14 protein-coding genes are annotated in these 19,709 nt (G+C 43.3%); 8 read left to right on the top strand and 6 right to left on the bottom strand.

Going from position 1 to position 19,709, the window contains the following annotated elements; all coding sequences use genetic code 11:
• Positions 1-56 precede the first annotated feature (56 nt).
• Positions 57-950, top strand: a complete 894-nt coding sequence (locus OCU56_RS16610; RefSeq protein ID WP_261875049.1) for a hypothetical protein — start codon at positions 57-59, stop codon at positions 948-950.
• Positions 951-1,049: 99 nt separating this feature from the next.
• Positions 1,050-3,116, top strand: coding sequence for a YjbH domain-containing protein (locus OCU56_RS16605; RefSeq protein WP_261875048.1), 2,067 nt, complete (start codon positions 1,050-1,052; stop codon positions 3,114-3,116).
• Positions 3,117-3,284: 168 nt separating this feature from the next.
• On the opposite strand, the gene OCU56_RS16600 is transcribed toward OCU56_RS16605, so the two are convergent.
• From OCU56_RS16600 to lamB, 3 genes are all read right to left on the bottom strand, one after another.
• Complete coding sequence (locus OCU56_RS16600; protein WP_261875047.1) at positions 3,285-3,926, bottom strand: SEL1-like repeat protein; 642 nt, start codon at positions 3,924-3,926, stop codon at positions 3,285-3,287.
• 310 nt (positions 3,927-4,236) lie between these two features.
• Positions 4,237-5,055 carry a MalM family protein gene (locus OCU56_RS16595; protein ID WP_261875046.1) on the bottom strand — a complete coding sequence of 273 codons (819 nt, stop codon included), beginning with the start codon at positions 5,053-5,055 and terminating at the stop codon, positions 4,237-4,239.
• Positions 5,056-5,216: 161 nt separating this feature from the next.
• Entirely contained in the window at positions 5,217-6,425 is a 1,209-nt protein-coding gene (lamB, locus tag OCU56_RS16590) for a maltoporin LamB (protein ID WP_261875045.1), read from the bottom strand.
• A gap of 607 nt (positions 6,426-7,032) precedes the next feature.
• Between lamB and glgX the strand changes: the two genes are divergently transcribed.
• From glgX to OCU56_RS16575, 3 genes are all read left to right on the top strand, one after another.
• Entirely contained in the window at positions 7,033-9,033 is a 2,001-nt protein-coding gene (gene glgX / locus OCU56_RS16585) for a glycogen debranching protein GlgX (RefSeq protein ID WP_261875044.1), read from the top strand.
• A 287-nt stretch (positions 9,034-9,320) separates the two neighbouring features.
• On the top strand, positions 9,321-11,204 hold the full coding sequence (locus tag OCU56_RS16580; protein ID WP_261875043.1) for a GGDEF domain-containing protein: 1,884 nt from the start codon (positions 9,321-9,323) through the stop codon (positions 11,202-11,204).
• 234 nt (positions 11,205-11,438) lie between these two features.
• The gene (locus tag OCU56_RS16575; protein ID WP_261875042.1) at positions 11,439-13,265 is read left to right on the top strand and encodes an ABC transporter ATP-binding protein; all 1,827 of its coding nucleotides are present in this window, start codon (positions 11,439-11,441) and stop codon (positions 13,263-13,265) included.
• 244 nt (positions 13,266-13,509) lie between these two features.
• Here the strand turns inward: OCU56_RS16575 and OCU56_RS16570 are convergent, their stop codons facing one another.
• On the bottom strand, positions 13,510-14,250 hold the full coding sequence (locus tag OCU56_RS16570; protein WP_261875041.1) for a type 1 glutamine amidotransferase: 741 nt from the start codon (positions 14,248-14,250) through the stop codon (positions 13,510-13,512).
• A 415-nt stretch (positions 14,251-14,665) separates the two neighbouring features.
• On the opposite strand from OCU56_RS16570, the gene astA reads away from it, so the two are divergent.
• Positions 14,666-15,703: an arginine N-succinyltransferase gene (gene astA, locus OCU56_RS16565; protein WP_261875040.1), complete on the top strand. Its 1,038-nt coding sequence runs from the start codon at positions 14,666-14,668 to the stop codon at positions 15,701-15,703.
• 14 nt (positions 15,704-15,717) lie between these two features.
• Positions 15,718-17,079, top strand: a complete 1,362-nt coding sequence (gene astB / locus OCU56_RS16560) for an N-succinylarginine dihydrolase (RefSeq protein WP_261875039.1) — start codon at positions 15,718-15,720, stop codon at positions 17,077-17,079.
• Between the two features lie 262 nt (positions 17,080-17,341).
• Here the strand turns inward: astB and OCU56_RS16555 are convergent, their stop codons facing one another.
• Entirely contained in the window at positions 17,342-17,785 is a 444-nt protein-coding gene (locus OCU56_RS16555; protein WP_261875038.1) for a carboxymuconolactone decarboxylase family protein, read from the bottom strand.
• A 422-nt stretch (positions 17,786-18,207) separates the two neighbouring features.
• Between OCU56_RS16555 and aroG the strand changes: the two genes are divergently transcribed.
• Positions 18,208-19,260 (top strand): 3-deoxy-7-phosphoheptulonate synthase AroG, encoded by a 1,053-nt coding sequence (gene aroG, locus OCU56_RS16550; RefSeq protein ID WP_261875037.1) that lies wholly within the window; start codon positions 18,208-18,210, stop codon positions 19,258-19,260.
• 137 nt (positions 19,261-19,397) lie between these two features.
• Here the strand turns inward: aroG and OCU56_RS16545 are convergent, their stop codons facing one another.
• Complete coding sequence (locus OCU56_RS16545; protein ID WP_261875036.1) at positions 19,398-19,589, bottom strand: hypothetical protein; 192 nt, start codon at positions 19,587-19,589, stop codon at positions 19,398-19,400.
• Positions 19,590-19,709 lie beyond the last annotated feature (120 nt).

Genomic DNA, 19,709 nt, shown 5'->3' with positions numbered 1-19,709 from the left:
TTTAATTTGCTGTCCAAAATGGATGGATAGCGCTTATTTCACACAGGAGGATGACTGTGAAATATAAAGTAATCGCATTAGCTGTCAGTAGTGCCCTTTTAGTGGCATGTGGCAGTGACAACAACAATAGTGTTGAGGCTGAAAGTTACACCACAGTACAAGCATTTGACGGTGCTGTACGCTATTTAGATACCTTTATGACGTGTGGCAGTGAGCCTGAGGTGTTTATTGGTGAAACGGGTGGTGAGGGTAAAATTCTCATTGGTGAAGGTAACTTCCCTCTGTTTGATGAAGACCCTACCCAGTGTGATTTCTCGTTTAGAGAAGATCCTAACTTTGGTAGTAAAGAAGCCATTGATGAAAGCAACAGCAAACCCATGCCTAACGTGGCATACTCTGTGCCTGGATCGCTCATCGTTGCCGGAGAGCCTATTGCAGGTACCCCATTTACCACGCTAATTGCTAAACGCTTGCAAGAACAGCCAGATACCGAGTTAGATGAGATTATTGACTCCGTATTTGAAGAGAGCTTTCCTGCAGGTACAGACTTAACCGATACGCAAAAATCCCAATTACTCAGCGACCCGAGTACAGCCCTAGCCAGCATGGATGAGCAAACCTCAGCCAACGTACAAGCTTCAACAATTATCCTATCTGATGCGCTTATCGCACAGCCCGACAAAGATTCTTCTGACCTCACTAACGTGACAAAAACATTGGCCACAACGTTAGCCGCTGACCCCAACTTTCCGGTCAACGAAGATGGCAACCCAACCTATGTTGATGTCTCTGAAGAGTTGAAGGACGACACTAACTTTGACGATGTTGTGAATACGGAACCTGGAGATGCAGAAATACCTGATGATGCACTCGTACCAGGTGAAGAACTCCCACCTGAAGAGCCAGAGGAATTACCACCAGCAACCGGTGGCGGCGGCACAACAGGCTAAGTTCAGCCTGCTTTAGCAACGCCTCTTAACGGAGGCGTTTTTACAGGTTTCACCGTACTTATTACCCTCCCATTTGTACCTTAGGATAGGGATGTTCCTATGCACAATACGCCTTTGCGCACTGTTGTTTTTTGTCTGCTTAGCACACTCAGTTATCCCGCCCTCGCTCAGGTGGATGTTTTGCCTTCCCAACAAGGCTTTAGCGGATTAATTTTCACTCCTAACGCACAAACTCTTGCCACAGGTAAAGGGAGTGCTTCATTTGGTCAAGGTGTGCCCTACCGTGGTCGTATTTCTGAGTTGGATTCTTGGTATGTTAATGCGGGAGTCTTTCCGCACCTTGAAGTAGGGGGGCGAATTGTTACTCAAGAATACCAATCCAATTGCTATACCGAAGGTTGTGGGATACGCGACCTCTCCGCCACTGCCAAGTTTCAGCTTCCCTATTTACAGGATATTACCGGTTTTAACCTCGCCTTTGGCGCACAAGATATTGGCGGTGCCGCCAGTAATTTCGATGCCTACTTTGTGGTAGCGGATACCCAAGTAGATGCCTTGAGCTTACGCTTAAGTGCCGGTTATGGTAAATCCGATCTAAGCCTTGGGGTATTGGATGGTCCCTTTGCCGGCGCCGAATGGCAACCCTTTGATTTTGTTCAGCTTGCAGGGGAATATGACGCGCAACAATTCAATGCTGCGCTACGTGTCATGACCCCACAAGATGCGCTCCCTTATGGCGCACAATTTGCCGCCCAATATCAACTTTACTCAGGGCACGATAACCAAGATCAAACCTTATGGGCAGTCAGCGCTTCGGTGCCCTTTTTTGGCGAAACATTTACTCGCAAAAAATACTCACAAATCAAACCAGATACACAAACTCAAATAAACAGTGAGCTTGCTAACGCTGACAGCAACAGTATGACGCAGCTTATTGGTCAACTTGAGCAGGAAGGGTTTGTGAATATCCGTGTGGGTTCCAATCTAGATACGCTCGTCATCGCCTTAGAAAATAAACGTTATCAGCACAATGACATCGATGGCGTAGGGGTCGCCTTAGGAATCATCGCGGCCCACTCAGGTGAAGGGATCTTTGCTGACTTGCCTCGGGGCAACCGCCACGCGCAAAAACTGCAACTGATTTTACTGCACAATAAATTGCCCATGCTGGCAATTAATACCGAACTGCAATGTTATCGTGATTTTCTAAAAACAGGCATTGAATGCCAACACCTTGAGTTCTCTAACCAATCCCTTACCGCTAAGCTAGAACAGCCCCATTGGCACTATCAAACCAGCAATGATGGCTTTGCTTATAGTGAGCTAACTTTTACACCCGTAATGAATTACGCAGTCGCCACTGAGTATGGATTTTTTGATTACTCCATTGGACTCGGTAGTAACCTCTACACTCCATTATGGAAAGGCGCGGCTATCGATGTACGCCATATTTTGCCCATCGCCAACAGTGATGACTATGACGATGGCTACTATCAAAGTAGTGCACTGCAAAACGAAATAGACCGCGCATTGCTTCATCAGGCTTTTCGTTTGCCTGCAGATATGATGACTCAATTTAGCTTTGGTGTTATTCGCAGTGATTATTACGGCGCGCAAAATGAGACACAATGGTACAGTGCTCAAGGTATGCATAACCTAGGTTTTGAAGCAGGCTATTTTGAAAGTGACAATCGTACAGAAAGTGAAGCGCGCACACCATTGCTAGCCCATTATCGTTTCTCTATGGCGCAGTGGAACTGGCAAATGCAAGTGCAAGGAGGAGAGTTTTGGGGCGGAGATCAAGGGGTCAAAGCCACCTCTAGCCACTGGTTAGGAGACACTCGTCTGGATGCGTCTTATCTCAACAGTGAAAAAGAGCAATTTGTTACTCTCAATATCGCCATTCCGCTCACCTTTTGGCGCGGCATGAAACCGGATTACTTCACTGTGCGAGGAGCAAGTGAGTGGAACTTTAGCGTACAAACTCGTGTCGGTGAAACTCATAATCAACTCAACACTGGGCTTGGACAAGACGCCAATAATTATCACAATCTTGATAGGCAATACTTTGATAGAGCTCGGCTCAATCCAAACTATTTTACCCATAATCCGCTACGCCTAAGAAACGCCTATTTACGCTATCTCGATGAAGTGCGTTATCCTTAATGTCGTCTAATGACGATTTCAAGAGGCCTTTGGTAACAAAGGCTTCTTGCCCTCGTAAGAGGCGCTAGTGCCTCACTTGCGGCATAACAAAGCTGCTAAAACTGAACGCCAGTAATGCAAAAATACACTTCACCACACCGAGTTTCCCATCCAGACAGCCAATATTACTCACGAATCAGCATCGTGATCGGCAGGATCATCCATCCGCCCTTTCCACATTTGGGCTTTTTGCTCATCGGCTAATGGATTTTCTGGTGACTGATACCAATTCACCAAAAACATCTGCGCTCTCAAGCAACGTCGATTGGCTGCGTGTTCAATTAATTGCAAGCCTCTATCCATATTACTTCTAACACCAAAACCTTCAAATAACGCTATGCCTTGTTCGTATTCCGCTTGTTCATCTCCATTAAGGGCATCTAACGCGTTTTTCCAATATTGATACTTATCTTGAGAGACGACATCCTGTGCTGATGTATCACACACACGGATGATCCCTTCTATCCCCTCTCGACTCTCTTGTAGCGCAGCTTTCTCATACCAATAAACCGCCTCTTTTGAGTGCTTACGCTCTTTTTCTTTACCGAGCTCTAATTGAGTAGCAAGATGGCCATTTTCGGCAAACGCCACTCTTTCTTTATGACGCCTTACCCTCTCCGCCTCTTCAATACGAGATTGTTTTTGCGCTTCTACCCTTTTTTGTTCAGCCCGCCTCGAACGCCTAGAAAACCACTTTGCTATGCCAAAAAAAACCACCATAAACAGCACGATCATAGCAAGGGTAGTAATTATCTCAGTGACTGTGTCCATACAGTGCTCCCATCCCACAAAAATTAAGCCTACCTGACACAATAACCATCATAATAATTAACGGTTCAGGCTAGCGGGTTATCCCGTATTTTTACGGCGCTATTGGCTGAAAGTATTCTTATTTTGATGGTTACAAATCCATGTCTGCGACCCAAATATCATCTAATTATAGTGCAAGCAGAGCTTTTCTCTGTTCAAACGCTATTTCCAAGACAAAAAAAACCAGAGATAAGGGAATACCTTCTCTGGTTAATAGGACAAATACACCACGTATTGGGTTTAGCTGATTAAAACGCAGCTAGGTTTATGGCTATTGCTGCGCTTGTATCGCCTCAATATAAACTTGCTGTACCCCCGGCACATTGAGCCCTTTACCTTCATCCACTAAAGCCAAAGCTTTAGGAATATTGTTGTCTTGCACTGCTTGACGAATGGCCTTGTGATAATAGTCTTGTGTCGATTGTTCGACGCTACTGTGCAGCGACGGGTTTTGTGCATCTGATGGTTCAACACTGGCGCTAACCGCACTGACTCCTGATACTTCCACCACCAACTTACCGCTTGTCACATGCGCTGTAGGGATATCTTTTAGCTCAGGCATATGCCCGCCCTGCCCCTCAACCATAGCGCGATAGGGATCAACACGGTCAGTGGTTTTAGCTAACTCTGCCGCTGTTGTATAAATGAGTAGAGTGACGGATTGTTGATTCACAGGCGGAGTAAATCTCACCTCGGCAACCAAACGATCTCCCCAAGCTAAACGTGGTCTTTGATATTCAAAGATTGAAGCATCATATCGCTCGATCACTTCACCTTCTTCGCTCACCAACAGCATTTCTGGCGAGAAAAATGCCTTATCCACCATATTACTGGTCACAGAAATATCTAACGGTCCACGATTTGCGGGAACGTCCAGGGCGACGACTGGGCTATCAATGACGCTATTACTCAACACTTGAGTATTGTCATCAATGGTCACCATAGCTTGAGTATCAAGCTTTAAAGATGACTTATTAAGCGAGGTGATTGATGTGGCGACGGCCTGCGTCCCAACTTGATGAATTGTTTGTTGGGTAGCACAACCACCTAGAGCCACACAACAACTCAAAAATAAGGCTGGTACTTTCATGGGGGGTTTCCTTAGTTATTTTTTTAATCGCTCTCGCATCCAATTGCATATTTATAACAAAACCATGTTTATAACAAATACAAATGACGTAAAGCCCTTAAAAAAACAGCCGACCCTAGGTCGGCTATTGAATAAACCTAACTTACACTAAGTGTGTTGTATTACCACCAAGCTTCTACTTGGATGCCCACAACAAAATCATTGTCAGAGCCTGCCCCTGTGATATTGCCGTTGCCATCGGTAACTTCACCAAAGCTGTCATTTTCAAGATCCATCAGGTAGCTACCATATACACGAATTTCAGGTCGCGCCCAGAAGCTATCACCCATTGCCCATGCTTGAGCAATCGTTAACTTAGCACCGCCAAAGTCTACGTCGTCCACCTCACCGGCATTATATCCCGCTTCAAACACGGTACGCATAGTGTCATTCCACTTATACATTGGACGAACAACCACCGAGTATTGGCTTGAATCGTGTTTATTCGATCCTAAGTCAGAACCGGCAAGGTAGGCCAATTGGTGACCCATTTCCCAAGAATCGCCAAAGTTCATTACACCCCAGTTAAGGATACGGTAACCAAGGCCATCGTTTTGATTGCCTGAACGGTCATAATAAGTACCAGCACCCCATAGGTTCGCCATTTGTACGCCATAACCTGCAGTACCAACCTGAACAACCGTTTGGTTAAAGCCATTACTCATGTTTTGGTGAATAATACCAGTAGCAAGTAGACCGTTATCACCGTCGTACTTACCATTTTCATTTTCTGTGGAGAAGTTATAAGCAAGAGCAACTTCTAACGTCGCATCAGACCATAGACCAATGTTAGCTAAACGCGCATCAGCAATATAACCGGCTCCATTGCTGTCTTCTCCATCTTGAATAAGAGCTAATGAAAGTTTTTGGTTACCTAAAGAGATATTTTCAATACCACCACCAGTACCAGAGGTATTTAAGAAGTAAAAGTCAGTGATGTGGATGTCTTTACGTTGGTAATACGTTTTACCAGCCCAAAGGGTTGCATCACGGTCAAATGCCAGCACACCTTTTGCTTTGACAGCAAACTGAGCAACGTTAAAGTCACCATCTTCCCAACCATTTGCACCATTAGCACCAGAGGCGATCATTGACTCAAGACGCCAAGTTTGTTCACCGGTTTTCAGGTCTTGAGCAAATCCAAACTCAGAGTAGTTGTCATTTTCATTACCAAGACGACCCACACCATTTTTCATGAAGGAGACGTCGCCACCATCACTACCACTGATACCAGTGCCAGCACGCATATAACCATTGAAATCTACAGCCAAAGCTGAAGTTGAAAGTAGGGCAGCAGAGACTGCAGCTGTTAGTAGGTTTACCTTTTTCATTCTCGTTAACTCCCGAAACGATTATTTTTATTTTTTTACATTCTTAATTATCCAAAGAATGTTCAGTGCGAAGACTGCTTGCATTCGACTAACACTGATAATAGAAGGATTGAACGGTGTCGTTGTCCTCCTCCCTATGCAAAATGACGGGGGAGGGAGAGTAGGCTGAGAAGGGCGTAGAAAGTGCTACTTGTCTAACCAGTCACACTATTAGGGAGGAGATATTCAGTGACTGACGATAAGGATCACACTGAGGGAGAAGCAATATAGGATCTAGGTCTCTATTTGAAAGTTCCCCGGATTTGCGACGAATTTTTGTAAAAAAACCAGTTTCGTGATGGAAGTCCCATCCATTGAAAATTCTAAGCCAGTGACGGATATTCACCCCTCAATTGATATATTTGCGCAAGTAATCCCTTTATATTCCCTATGACATAGGTTGAGCATAAAAAGACAAAGCCCTGCTAAGCTCTAGACACGCATAGTATTTTATCTGGACACCCACAGATTTTTTCTAGGCACACATAGTCTCTATTGCGTTAACAAGCGAAACCTTTTAACTTAATACTCAAACCATTCACAAAATAAACAAAGACTTAAACAAAGAATGAATAGCAATAAATCGCGCCCCTATCCACTCGGCGCTGAATTAGATGAAAGTGGATGCAATTTTTCTATTCATGCTCCTAGCTGTAAAGTGATCTCTTTGGTTGTGTTTAACTCCAACACCGAGTTCGACACCTACCCGCTCACGCAAAGCTACGCTGGCATTAAGCACATCTATGTCGCTGGTGTTCGCGCCGGCCAAGAGTATGGTTTTATCGTTCATGATCAAAATGATAAACCTATTTTGTTATCTGACCCTTATGCTAAAGCGATCAGTAAACCCCTGCACTATCATGCCCCTTTCACCAGTGAAAAAAGCTGGTTTATGGCAAAATCAGTGGTGGTGGACTCTACGTTTGATTGGCAAGACTCACAGCATCCACGTTTACCCCGCAGTGAAATGGTCTTATTCGAAACCCATACCAAAGGACTGACTAAGCTCAATAAAAAAGTCCCAGCCCAACATCAAGGAAAATACTTGGGACTGGTGAGTCAAGAGATGTTGAGCTTTTATAAGCAGCAGAAAATCAATTGCTTGCAACTTCTTCCTGTTGCCGCTTGTATGCATGAGCCTCACCTATTAGATATGGGCATGGTCAATTACTGGGGTTATAACCCTTATGTATTTATGGCCCCCGACCCTCGCTATGCCGAAGTCGATGCCGTTCATGAGCTAAAAACCACCATTCGTGAACTGCACAAAAATGGCATTGAAGTGATCTTAGACGTTGTTTACAACCATACCGCCGAAGGGGGTGACGGTGGCTTAGTGTTTAATCTAAAGTTGCTAGATAACCAGTACTATCTAAAACATGGCTGTCACTACGCTAACTTTACCGGTTGTGGTAACACTGTTGATCTTAACTATCAGCCTGCTTTAACCCTGGTCATGGACACCCTACGCTATTGGGTACAAGAGTATAAAGTCGATGGTTTCCGCTTTGATCTTGCCGCTACCTTAGGTCGCAACGGTGATAATTTTTATCGCGAAGCCGCTTTTTTTAAAGCGGTCGCACAAGATCCGATTTTAAAAGAGACCAAACTCATTGCTGAACCTTGGGATATTGGTCCTAATGGTTATCAGGTTGGTAATTTTCCTGACGGTTGGAATGAATGTAATGATAAGTTCCGCGACATCACTCGCAGTTTCTGGCGCGGAGATAATGGTTTTTTAAAAGAGTTTGCCACTCGTATCATGGGCTCTCGTGATATTTACAGTGCCAGTCGCTGGCCTCATAAAATGACCATCAACTACATCACATATCACGATGGATTCACTATGCAAGATTTGGTTTCCTACAAGATGAAACACAATGAAGCAAATGGTGAGAATAATCATGACGGTCATGGTGATAATCGTTCAGATAACTTAGGCATTGAGGGAGAAACTCAGTGTAGTGACATTATTTCACTACGAGAACAACGAAAACGTAATTTCATGGCCAGTTTACTGTTTTCTTTCAGCATACCGCATATTTTAACCGCCGATGTTGTTTCTCACACTCAACAAGGCAACAACAATGCCTATTGTCAGGACAACTCATTAAGTTGGTTAAATTGGGATCTCAAACCCCATGCAGAAGCATTCAAACGCTGGCTTGCCAATATGCTTGATGCACGTCGCCAACACATGGTGCCATTTATAGAAGCCTTTAGCGGTGAAACTCGCAATGACAATCGCGTTAGCTGGCATCGTCCAGACGGCAACCTAATGGAAATGGATGACTGGAATCAACTCAATGCGGTCTCTTTGAAGCTGGGTATTGGTCAGCATGGGGCTGAGCTGCTCTATTTTATCAACCAATCACAAACGCCCGCTCGATTTAAATTACCCGATGGTGGTAAAGAGCGATGGACACTAATTTGTGATACAACCGAAATAGAAAGCGGTGTGGGAGACATTCGTCAAGAGATGCTCATACAGCCTCAATCTATGGTGATCCTCAAAGCAACAGGAGCGGCAAAAATCCTTCCGGTTAAGCAACAAATCCTTGAAGCTTAACGATAAGTTTATGACCTCGGTAGCCTGCCGAGGTCAACCAAGCCGTGCTCGAAACACATTCTAACAATTTATAAAACCTTGTTAATGGATGCTACAGCTCATGTCACCACTGCCTCCCATAAAAAACATCAAAGCAAAATACACCTTTATATCAAGCAAACAAAAAAGAGAACTTGATCACACTTTAAAAGTGTATATGATTGGCTTTAGATCTAAAGCGAACAAAAAACAACCATAAATATTATGGCGCTTGGCACTTCTATAAAAGAATTAATAACGAACTCAGTATGGCTCTCCCAAGAACAATTATTCGGCTTCTGCGACCTTATGTCATCGCACTCATCGCGGTATTAATCTACGTCGCATATCAACATTATCTCAGCATCGAAAATGATGTCATTAAACAGTCCAATGCTAACTTGAGGACGGCCAGTACTCTCATCCAAGAGCAACTAAAAAGTAGTGTCACCAATATCGCTTCTTTGAACCGTTCTTGGCAATTAGATGATGCTGCAGATGCCAACCATCATGCCGTAGAAATGATCAACAATATCGAGAATTACAATGATATTCTCCGCTATGATTCCATCAATAATACCGCCCTATCTGAATTACAAATTTATGCGGCACAGATAAATCACACTCAGCCACAACCTATTGATATGTCTGCGGCTACCCGCTGGACTGATATGAGGTTTGTGCCATACCATTTCCAAATATCAAATATTTATCAAAGCCACACCGGGCGCTGGGTAGTGGCTGTGCGTGAAAGCCATAGTACCCGGAAATTTCAATACATTGTTGAGTTTGATTTATGGTTTATGAGCCAAGCTTTAATTGATCTCAGAACATTAAACAGTGGCAATGTTTTTGTGGTAGATAGGGCAACAGGACAAGTCATTTTACATCCGCACCCTAACCGTATAAACGAAATTGCCAGCGTCTATAAATACGCTATTGCAGGAGAAATACAGCAAGACGATAGAAGTTCACCGGTAAGTTACTACTTTGCCGATAAGCCAAGCTACCACTTTAAGGCTGATGGGCAATTACCTAACCATAAACTGGTAGGAGCGATTGATTACTTTTATCAAGGCCAACCTAAGTTGGCGGTCTATAATGCCCGCAACAATCTCAACTGGATCTATTTTTCCGCAACTTCTCGTGAAAATTTGCTTGCGCACAGTTATTCACTATCGCTGATTGGCGTATTAGCGATCACTTTATTGCTTATTGCTTCTGTATTTCAATACCTTAATAGGCAGTTACAAATAGAGTTAACCCAACTGGCACATTCCACCAACTTGCTTGAATTTAAAAACCAAGTAAACCGCTTATTGTCTCGATTTTGCTCAAGGCATCGAGTGCAATTGTGCTTATATCATAGCGACAGTCACGCCTTTTATAGCGTTGGTTACCAGTGTGAAGAGCGTGCTATCACTATCGATCAGCAATATGCTAAACAGTTAATGAATGGCAAAGTCGCCTATATTCGTAATATCAATCACGATCGCTTGGCCAGCCAAGTTCAAGTTGAAAAATCCTTTTACCGCATCCCACTGCTCGGTCAAAATGGCTTATTAGGTGTGATCTTTATTGAAAGTAGAACCCAAACCTACACCTACTTAATTCAATTACTGCAAACCTATATTGAAACCTCATTAAGTAATGTGTTGTTTCATGAGCAAGTGTCTTTGCGTGATAGCATTACCAATCAAGATAATTTATTCACATTACGAGATAAAATTAACCGCTTTAAAGAACATGATAATGTGTATTTAATCTCCATCGACGTGGATGATATTAAGCTGATTAACTATCAATATGGCTACGCGTGTGGGGATCAGTTAATTTTAGAATTAACCGATATCATCAACCAGCACTTCCCTATGTCATCAACACTATCAACAGCACGCTTCAGTGGGGATGAGTTTTGTGTGCTTTTCCAGGCTGACAATCAAATTCACGCCTATACCCTTGCCGATAAACTGCGTAAATCCGTTGCCAAACATCACTTTATGTTTGATACCACTCGCATTCAATTTACCGTTTGCATCGGCATCACTGCAATGCACAGCAGCGTAGACGAGACAGTCAGTGCCTCACGAAAAGCTATAGATAAAGGCAAGAATAAAGGGAAAAACCTTGCCATAATGAGCGCAGTGCATTAAAACTTGCCATCTGAGATTGGATCTTGCCATTGTATCCCTTTGACAAGATCTGCCCTCTCGCGTCATGGTCATCTCATCATTAATGATATAAACCTATCCATGCCATCGGCAGCTGTATATCAATCGCCGTAAGTCACTGTAAAGCGTCTACAATAGTATGGATCTCATTATTTCCCCCTGATGGCTTTGACCTTTACTTTGTCTTCGCACCCATCGAAAACGTTGGATTACTCTATGTACAAAATCTTTGAAGGATTTACCAAAGCCTTTCCCAAACATGAACCCGGTCAGCCACCCAATACTGTGATCGCTTTCTGTCGCTACTATACCAAAGGCTTTGAAAAGCCACTGCTGTTAATGGCACTCCTCAGCACCATAGTCGCTATTGTGGAGGTCTCTTTATTTGGCATGATGGGAAAACTCGTTGACTGGCTAGGCTCAAGTAACCCTGACACCTTTTTGCAAGACAATGCCAGTACGCTCATCACTTATGGCGCATTAGTGCTTATTGTTATGCCCATACTGGTGACACTGCACTCGCTGATTCAGCATCAAACTTTGCTGGGCAATTATCCGATGTCGATTCGCTGGATGGCTCACCGCTACCTATTAAAACAAAGCCTCTCCTTTTACCAAGACGATTTTGCCGGAAGAATTGCCACAAAAGTCATGCAGACCTCCCTTTCTGTGCGTGAAACGGTAATGAAAACACTCGATGTCTTTGTCTATGTTTGCGTGTACTTTACTTCTATTATCGTGTTGTTGGCCCACGCAGATTACCGCCTCATGTTACCTATGTTGGTGTGGCTTTTTGCTTATATCGCTATCCAAATTTACTTTGTACCAAAATTGAAAAAAGTCTCTTCAGAACAAGCAGATGCACGTTCTACCATGACAGGGCGCATTGTGGATAGCTACACCAATATCGCCACCGTTAAGCTGTTTTCTCATAGTAAACGAGAAACACAATACGCCGAGAAAGGCATGCAAGGGTTTCTTGATACCGTGTATCGTCAAATGCGCTTGGTGACGGGCTTTAATGTCATGGTAGAAATCGTCAACTACGTATTAGTGTTTGCCATCGCGGTCATTTCAATCATGTTATGGATGGATAGCGCGATCTCGGTCGGAGCTATTGCCATCGCCATCAGTTTGGCACTACGTTTAAATGGAATGTCCATGTGGATCATGTGGGAAGTGGGGGCGTTATTTGAAAATATGGGCACTACGGTGGATGGTATGGCGACACTGTCAAAACCCATAGATATTGAAGATAAACCCGACGCCAAACCTATCCAAATGAAAAATGGTGGCATTGAATTTTCCGATGTGAGCTTTCATTATGGTGAAAATAAAGGGGTGATCAGCCACCTTAACCTCAACATAAAACCGGGTGAAAAAGTCGGCTTAGTGGGGCGCTCTGGAGCTGGGAAATCAACACTGGTCAATCTGTTGCTTCGTTTCCATGATGTTGAAGGGGGGAAAATCAGCATTGACCACCAAGATATTAGTGCGGTTACTCAAGACTCTTTACGCAGTAATATTGGCATGGTCACTCAAGATACTTCGCTGCTACATCGCTCTATTCGCGATAATATTTTATATGGAAATCCTGATGCCAGTGAGGAAGAGTTAATCGCAGCGACCACACAAGCCCATGCTCACGACTTTATCAAAACCTTAACCGACCCCTTTGGCAATGTAGGTTACGATGCTCAGGTGGGTGAACGTGGGGTGAAACTGTCAGGGGGGCAACGTCAGCGTATTGCTATTTCTCGCGTATTATTAAAAAATGCGCCCATACTGGTGTTAGATGAAGCAACTTCGGCATTAGATTCAGAGGTTGAGTCTGCCATCCAAGAAAGTCTCAACGAGTTGATGGAAGGTAAAACTGTTATAGCCATTGCCCATCGCTTATCTACCATTGCCGCTATGGATAGACTCATAGTGATAGACCAAGGGCACATTGTAGAGCAAGGCACGCACCAACAACTAATAAAAGGTAACGGTATTTACGCTCAATTATGGGCGCACCAAACCGGCGGGTTTATCGCTCAATAACCTTATTAGTTTAAGGTTAAAAGAGTGGGGTTAGACGAGGCGAAATGCCTCTCTAACCCCTTGGCGCTATTGCTAATAATTCCATTAATCACACTAAGTAAGTGTTCAGAGATAGCGCAGGAAAAATGCTCGAAAACAAGGCAGAATTTTTGATAACTCGTTATTCTACAACCAAAAATTATAACGCCGTTATCGAGTATTTTAACAAGCTAGAATGACCCGTTATTTGGTAAAATTGATATCACTATACGGCATTTTGCACGTTAGTATCCTGAATGGATTCGGTATTAAACGTAAAGAAAGCATCCATCCAATATAATACGGTGGCAGAGTCCAATACCTGTGAGGATTGTTGCACAATAGAGCGATAATGGGCTTCACTGAGTTGTGATTTTCGTCTCTCTATCTGCTCTTTCATAACTTGGGGCGTCAATTCAGGATGCCCCTGCACCGTCAATAAATGGTTATCCTTTGCCAGCATAAAATTTGCACAAAAATCACTGGATGCAATCACCCGCATCCCTTTTGGCACTGTCACCACCTGATCTTGATGGATAATCAACATTCTTAACCGATCAATAGACAAGTTCATCCATCGTTTTTGAGTCACGACATTGACTTCATGGTTACCTAACCCCCATCCTTTTGGCGAACGTTCAACGGTACCACCTAGGGCTCTAGCAATGAGTTGATGACCAAAGCCAATACCCACCTGGGGCTTACGTCGCGCCTCACAACGCAAAGTCCATTGCATTAAATCTATAATCCAAGGAGCGTTATCATAAGCATTCGCTAGGCTACCAATAATAATATATCCATCACACTCATCTAACTGCGGAAGATGCTGATTATAAGCGTCATATTCAAAAAAACGGATATCCCTATTAACCGAATGTAAAGCGCTACAAATCAGAGTGGAATATGACCTGTTAGCCGTGGAAAATTCTGCATCCAAATACCCACAAATTAATATCCCTATTTTCATTGGTCACCTTCACTTATTACAGTCGAAAACGTTAAAGAAAAAGCCATGAAAATTGCTATGGCAATCGTTAACAAAAATGCCTTTTCATTGTTACGAGTATAGGCACATATTCGTCAATACCATGAATCATTCACAGAAAAATCAACCACAAAACTTAAGCTTAAACTTGAACGCTGCTCACATATTGACAATATATGCGCTTTATTTAATAAGATATCGTCCTTCTCATAATTACTCAGTGTCGGCGAAGCGCTCAACCGTTTAAAGGCATGATAACGCATAAAAACCCACAGTAGTTGCATGAGCGATGAATAAAATCCCCTAATATGCAGTTTGAATGAATATTTCCAGCTTGATTCAGTACGCTATGTCTGTATTGTGACGGAATAATCATATGGCAAGGGATGCATTATTTATGCTGCTGATACGTCCAATAACAGCACAAGATCGCCAAGGGTTGGCGGAACTGGCAAAACAAACAGGAACTGGGTTTACCTCTATGCAGGACGATCCCATTCGTATCGAAAAAATGATCGAAGAGGGGTGCCGTGCATTTGATAGCGATGCCACATTAACGGATGGCTACTACCTATTTGTAGCAGAAGATCTGCAACAACAAAAACTGGTGGGCACTTGCGCTGTACAAGCGGGAGTGGGCCTGCAAGACCCCTTCTACAGTTACCACTTAGATACCACGGTTCATTCGTCTCGTGAACTTGATGTATACAATAAAGTTCAAACATTAAGCCTAAGTAACTTTCATACAGGATGCACAGAACTGTGTACTTTGTTTCTACTACCCGACTCCAGAAAAGGCTATAACGGCCATTTACTATCGAAGAGCCGCTTTTTATTTATGGGGCAAAATCAACAGCGATTTGATCCTACCGTGATCGCTGAAATGCGTGGTTTTAGTGATGAAGAAGGCAGTTCACCGTTTTGGGAAGGGCTCGGCAGGCACTTTTTTAATCTGGATTTCGCCATCGCAGACAAGCTATCTATGCATGATAAAGTGTTTATTGCAGAGCTTATGCCCAAAAACCCTATTTACACCAACCTACTCCCAGAGACGGCTCAAGAAGTGATTGGCCATACCCACCCACATACTTTGCCGGCGCGAAAACTTCTTGAGTCTGAAGGATTTCGTTTCAATCACTATGTGGATATTTTTGATGCGGGGCCAATGTTAGAGTCCCAAGTACAAGATATTCGAGCGGTACGAGAGCAAAACACCGCAGTGGTCAGCATTGCCACTAATGTCAGTGCCAGTGACACCGTCTACTTAGTCAGCAATGGACAAGTTAAGCATTTCAGGGCGCTTGCGACTAAAGCGGTACACATTGAAGGGGATAACATCATTATGGATTCAGCACTGGCGGATACATTGCAGTTAAAAGCCGGAGATCGCGCCCCATTTGTGCCTCTTTTTAATCATTTAGCCGAGCAAGAGTAATGCAAGGAAGAAAGATGAATACCTCAACACACTATATTGAAGCAAATTTTGATGGACTCGTTGGCCCCACTCACAACTATGCCGGGCTTTCCGACGGAAATCTTGCATCAAAGAGCAATAAAACTAAGGCGTCTAACCCAAAACTGGCCGCCAAAGAAGGCTTAAAAAAGATGAAGGCCTTACATGATCTCGGCATGACTCAAGGCGTTATTGCACCACTAGCACGCCCAGACATTGGGACACTCCGTCAACTGGGTTTTACAGGCAATACCGCGTCCGTGCTAAAGCAAGTGGCGAAACACTCCCCTGCATTATTAGCTGCATGTAGCTCAGCATCCAGTATGTGGACCGCGAATGCCGCCACCATTTCGCCAAGTCGCGACACTCAAGATGGTAAACTGCATTTTACCCCCGCCAATTTAATCAACAAATTTCATCGCTCCATAGAACACCCACAAACAGGACGAATTTTATCGGCGATGTTCCGTGACCCTAACTATTTTACCCATCACAAAGCACTGCCTTCCAGTCCGTACTTTGGTGACGAGGGAGCGGCCAACCACACGCGTTTTTGTCATGCTTACGGTGATCACGGCGTCGAGTTTTTTGTTTTTGGAGAAAGTGCATTTAATGCGGCATTAACTAAACCTAACCGTTTCCCGGCCAGACAAACTTTAGAGGCAAGCTCAGCCATTGCTCGAAAGCATGGACTATCAGCTAATAAAGTTGTTTTTGCGCAACAAAACCCACAAGTTATCGACGCGGGTGTCTTCCATAATGATGTGATTGCCGTTGGTAACCGAGATGTGTTGTTTTGCCATGAACACGCCTTTGTTCATAAAGATAGCGTGTATCAGGATTTAACTACCGCTCTTGAACAACCGTTGAACATCATTGAAGTACCAAATTCGGCCGTCTCAGTGGCTGATGCAGTAACGAGTTACCTATTTAATAGCCAATTGTTGAGCCTGCCATCAGGTGAAACGGCATTAGTTATCCCTAGAGAATGTGAGGAGCACCAAAACGTAGCCGACTACTTATATTCACTGATCGCAAGTGGCTCGGGTATTGATAAGCTATTGTGCTTCGATCTAAAACAAAGCATGCAAAATGGTGGTGGCCCTGCCTGTTTACGTTTACGTGTGGTTTTATCAGAGCAAGAGCAAGGGGCCATGAACTCCTCTGTTCTCATGACTGACACCTTGTTTACCGAGCTCAATGCTTGGATAGATAGCCATTACCGAGACTCAATAACCGCTGATGACTTAACGGACCCATCACTGCTAATAGAGAGTCAATTCGCATTAGACTCACTGAGCAAAATACTCAATTTAGGCTCAGTGTATGACTTTCAAAAAACAGGAGAGAAGTCATAAATACAATGTAACAAATGCAACGAAGAGTGAAAAAGGTATGCCTTTACAGTAGAATTTCCTATTCCACACCTAATAATCACTTAAGCTTATCCATTCACCTGTATTATGAATGGATAAGTAGCGCCGTTAACGCTATATCAAAAAGGCTTACGCATAGAGCCTGATTATGAGTCTCAAATTTGTATCAGTTGGCTAACGTACATCTACGGACTCCTTCTCCATGCCCAAGGCCATCCACCTTGGGTTTTTTCTTTGCCACTCCCTAATATTTTGTCTGTTCATTAGCATGGGTTGCGACACCCAATCGATTCCAAGCGTTCATCATGGTGCAAAGAACCATCAGTTGTGCGATGTCATCTTCATTAAAATATTTAGATAGTGAAACGTAGGTGGCATCAGTGATCCCCTGAGCATAAATATGAACCATCTCCTCTACTAGCGCTAATACCGCTCGTTCTTTTTCACTAAATAAAGTGGATTCTTTCCATACAGATAAAGCAAAGAGGCGCTCTGCGGACTCTCCATGTTGCAGTGCCCCTTGCGTATGAACATGAATACAATAAGCACATCCATTCATTTGAGAGGTGCGCACACGAATGAGTTCTTCGATAATGGGATCAAAAGCACACTGCTTTAAATAAGCTTCAACGGCAAAAAAGGCTTTATAAGCTGCAGGTTGGGCTTGGTAAATATTTACTCGGGTCATAATATTCCTTTTCTTGTCTCATTAATGATGTAAATAACCGTTGAAAAATGTCTTTTGATAAGCGCTTCGTTTACTATTTCCTTCAATAAAAGTGACCTAATCCATTGAGTGGATTAAGACACTTAATATCAAACATCATATTTCATCTGATTTATAGGTATTGTACACCCGAATACATAACCACGGTGAGCATTCACAATGTGCGATACTCACTGCCTCTCCTTTTGTGTGTAAAGTTTTTATTACACTCTATGTAAAGAAAATATAACCGCAAATTATTGCTTTATAATGCAAAAAGTGATTGAAAGTCTTTTTCTTCTTAGATAAGTTGCATGAATACACAAAAACATACCGTTTCATTGCTGAAAAATTCAGCCTGAAGTGTTTCTCATAAAAGCGGTAAACATTAAGGACAATCTTACATGTATCAAACTGATGATGTTCGCATCAACAAAGTTAAACAATTGCTTCCCCCTATTGCGATTTTAGAACGCTTTCCAGCCACAGAAACGGCAGCTGTTACCACTTACCAATCAAGAAAGGCCATTCACAGCATACTCAATGATCAAGATGATCGCTTATTAGTCATTGTCGGGCCTTGTTCCATTCATGATGCAGAATCGGCACTAGAGTACGGTCAACGACTGAAAGTTCTGCGCGATGAATTAGGAGATCGCCTTGAAATTGTTATGCGAGTCTATTTTGAAAAGCCACGCACCACCGTGGGTTGGAAAGGGCTAATTAACGACCCTTACTTAGACAATAGCTACAAACTCAATGATGGCCTTAGAATTGCACGTAAACTGCTACTCGATCTCACGGATATGGGCTTACCTACAGCCGGTGAGTTTTTAGATATGATCACACCTCAATATGTAGGAGATTTAATCAGCTGGGGCGCTATCGGCGCGCGCACCACTGAGTCACAAGTGCATCGTGAGCTCGCATCTGGAGTCTCTTGCCCTGTCGGGTTTAAAAATGGTACGGATGGCAACATAAAAATCGCTACGGACGCCATTCGTAGCGCAGAGGCCCAGCACCACTTTTTATCTGTAACTAAATACGGGCATTCTGCTATTGTCGAAACCGCAGGTAATCCAGACTGTCATCTTATTCTTCGCGGTGGCAAAGAGCCTAATTACAGCGCACAGCACGTAGCCAGCATTAAAGAGCAATTACAGGCTTCTAATTTACGCCAAAAAGTAATGATTGATTTTAGCCATGCAAATAGCAGCAAGCAATATCAACGCCAAGTAAACGTCTGTGACGACGTTGCAGCTCAGTTAGCCAATGGTGAACGCGCTATTTTTGGGGTGATGATTGAATCGCATTTGGTTGAAGGCAGACAAGACCTCATCGATGGCAAAGTCTCCACCTACGGTCAGTCTATTACAGATGGTTGTATTGGCTGGCAAGACACTGAAAAGGTATTACGCCAATTAGCGGATGCCGTTGTTGCACGACGTAATAACTAAAGGAACGACTGCCATTAGCGGTGGTATAAGCTCGAAGATAAGGGCCATTATTATTACTTATACTGGCTTGCATAATGAAAAGGGGTCAATATTCTCTGTAATATTGACTCCTTTTACATGCATGGAGTAGCAATAATTTATTTGGCGATATTCAAAGCCTTAATCAAGGTGACAAGCTCATCTTCCGTTTTTGGCTCCCTATGAAAATTGACCTCAGGGGACGCTCCTCCCTGTAATATATAAGCGGTGGTGCCACAATGATCATAGTGGTACCAAAGTCCGTCGACACATACGTCGGTATAACATCTTGGATCTTGCTTTAATTCCATGTGAATACTCCCTTGTTCACATTACATTAACAACCATCACCTTAGTCTACATAGGAATGGTCTACATAGACACCCATAATAATGATCTCCATCAAATGTTACTTCATTGTTAATGATGAT

Source organism: Vibrio rarus, assembly GCF_024347075.1.
Taxonomy (GTDB): Bacteria; Pseudomonadota; Gammaproteobacteria; order Enterobacterales; family Vibrionaceae; genus Vibrio; species Vibrio rarus.
The sequence above is the reverse complement of the archived record's forward strand: the minus strand, read 5'-3'. Positions and strand labels throughout refer to the sequence as shown.